Source organism: Halomonas sp. 707D4, from assembly GCF_024158685.1.
Lineage (GTDB): Bacteria > Pseudomonadota > Gammaproteobacteria > Pseudomonadales > Halomonadaceae > Vreelandella.
Map to the genome: position 1 here is coordinate 1 of NZ_JAMZBD010000452.1, position 2,475 is coordinate 2,475.

The 2,475-nt window shown below is 66.8% G+C and carries 4 protein-coding genes; 1 reads left to right on the forward strand and 3 read right to left on the reverse strand.

Annotated elements, in window-relative coordinates:
- The coding region (locus tag BIS11_RS15100; RefSeq protein WP_253586443.1) for a type 1 glutamine amidotransferase at positions 1-480 on the reverse strand (480 nt) is incomplete at its 3' end.
- A gap of 98 nt (positions 481-578) precedes the next feature.
- Here BIS11_RS15100 and BIS11_RS15105 point away from each other — a divergent pair.
- Entirely contained in the window at positions 579-1,175 is a 597-nt protein-coding gene (locus BIS11_RS15105; protein ID WP_253422205.1) for a YjaG family protein, read from the forward strand.
- A 36-nt stretch (positions 1,176-1,211) separates the two neighbouring features.
- On the opposite strand, the gene BIS11_RS15110 is transcribed toward BIS11_RS15105, so the two are convergent.
- Both BIS11_RS15110 and hisF read right to left on the reverse strand, forming a co-directional pair.
- Entirely contained in the window at positions 1,212-1,718 is a 507-nt protein-coding gene (locus tag BIS11_RS15110) for a hypothetical protein (protein ID WP_253422207.1), read from the reverse strand.
- A 74-nt stretch (positions 1,719-1,792) separates the two neighbouring features.
- Positions 1,793-2,475, reverse strand: a 683-nt coding sequence (gene hisF, locus BIS11_RS15115; protein WP_253586444.1) for an imidazole glycerol phosphate synthase subunit HisF, incomplete at its 5' end; no start/stop codon positions are given.

The following is a 2,475-nucleotide window of genomic DNA, read 5'->3' on the forward strand; positions in this document are numbered from 1 at the left end:
GTCCCAGGCAAAACCCTGCAGCGGCGCCGCGTCGCTGCCGCCCAGGGGCAGGGCGTCATCGGGCAGACTGAACACGTAGCGGTGCCACATCAGGGCCTCGAAGCGCTCGGGAAGATCGAACGGGCTCTCCGGCGCCAGGGTCACCGCGTGCCAGCCGGTCTCGGGATAGGTGCCCGGGGCGATGACCGCCTCCAGCGCCTCGGCGATCCACAGCGCCCCGAGGCCCACCCCCAGGATGGGGCGCTGACCGTCCAGGTAGCGATTGATGAGTTTCTTCTCCGCCCTGGCCCAGGGGGGCGGTTCCTGGACGAACGCCTCCGGGCCGTCGAGCAGGATCAGCGCGTCGCATTCGCCCGGGCGCGGCGTCAGCTCGCCGTCGAAGAGATGAAAGATGGTGTAGCTGTGGCCCATGCTGTCGAGCCAGTCGGTCAGGCGTGCGGGGCCGTGGTCAGGGCCGTGCTGTAGCAGATGGATATGCATGGTACTCTCCTCGCCGGCCGGTTTCGCGAACTCACTTCGCGGTTGCAAGACGATAGTAACGCGTTTATTTCATCAACATAAAGGCTCAGGAAATCAATATGGTGGCCAAAGCCCCCGGATTCTACCAACGACTTCAAGCGCTGCCGTCGACCGCCCAGCAAGCCTTCATGGCAGCGCTTTGCGAGCGCTTGATGCCCAACTACGCGCTCTTCGAGCAGACCACCGGCCAGGGCGACAGCCATACACTGAGGGTGGTGCTCGATCTCGTGTGGGAGCGCCTCACCGTGCCCGGCGCGAGCATCGACTTCGCCCGTCAGGCGGAGAAGCTCGCCGAGTGTGAACCGCCCGCCGACGACGAGAGTTTCGGCGCCCGGCGGGCCCTCGACACGGTGGTCTCGATCACCGCGCTGCTCGATACGCTGCAGGGCGATGGCGGCGAGGCGGTGCTCGACGTCAGCCGCACCTCGCGCGCCGGGGTACGCGCCTTCATCGAGCTCACCGAAGGCGAGGTGGATGCCCAGAAGCTCGCGCTGATCATTCGCGACCATCCGCTGATGGAGGACGAGAACGACTTCCAGGACGCAGTGCTCGAAGCGGTCAGCGAACCCCTCGACAAGGCCGCACTCAAGGAGCTGCGTCGGCTAGGGCGCAACGGTGGCGTGAGCAACCTGGGGCTCAGCCTGGACGACGATTGAGCCTCGAAAAAGTCGGCGCGTAACGTCGCCGGCAGGCTAGAAGCGCACGCCCGCGGTGATCATCATGCCGGCGGTGCCGAACATGATCAGGTCGGTTTCGAAGCCGCGCCACTCGAGGCCGATGCTCGGCAGCGCCGCCGGGGCGATCTCGAAGCGGTTGAAGGGGATCTTGTCGCGGTACTCGCCCTTGTAGCCCTTGAGCGCTCCGGCGGTCAGCTTGGCGCGCAGGCGCACGCCGCTTTCGAGTGTTGCCAGCGGAAACTCGCGCCCGGCGTAGACGTACCAGGTGGGCTGATCGAAGGAGTTCTTGAACCAGGCCGCCCCCGTCAGCCAGCGCTCGGGGTTGTGAAGCTCCACGCTGATCAGGTTCTGCCGCTCGGTGTGCTCCGGGTCGGGGCTGAAGTGGCGGGTCAAGAGGCTGGTCTGTACCAGACCGTGGTCGAAGGCCAGGGTAGGCGGCCAATCGGCCTGGGCCTTGGCGGCTAGCGCAAGGCTCAGGGCCACGCCCAACGTTCCCGCCAGGCGCGGGCGTTTGAATCGCATGAGAAGCTCCAGAAACGCAAAAGGGGGGAGAGGCCATCGGCGCGGTCGCGCCGATGGCCGAGGGCATGGCCCTCTTAGAGGCGCATCTCGATGCCGCGTTCCGCCATGAAGCGCTTCGCTTCGGGAATGGTGTATTCGCCGAAGTGGAAGATGCTCGCTGCCAGCACCGCATCGGCGCCGCCTTCGAGCACGCCGTCGACCAGGTGCTCGAGGCTGCCCACCCCGCCGGAGGCGATCACCGGCACGCTCACCGCCTCGGAAATCGCCCGGGTGACGCCCAGGTCGAAGCCGCTCTTGGTGCCGTCGCGGTCCATGCTGGTTAAAAGCAGCTCGCCGGCGCCCAGCGCCACCATCTTCTTCGCCCACTCGACGGCGTCGAGCCCCGTCGGGCGGCGCCCGCCGTGGGTGAAGATCTCCCAGCGCGGCGACTCGCCATCGGTGGAGACCTTCTTGGCGTCGATCGCCACCACGATGCACTGGCTGCCGAAACGCTCGGCGGCCTCGAAGACGAAGTCCGGATTGGTCACCGCGGCGGTGTTGATCGACACCTTGTCGGCGCCGGCGTTGAGCATGGTGCGAATGTCCTCGCAGCTGCGAATGCCGCCGCCCACGGTGAGCGGGATGAACACTTCGCCGGCGATGCGCTCGACCATCTCGACGGTGGTGGCGCGCTCGTCGGAGCTTGCGGTGATGTCGAGAAAGGTGATCTCGTCGGCATTCGTGACGCCGGCGACCCGGTGGAGGTGGCCAAGCGCTA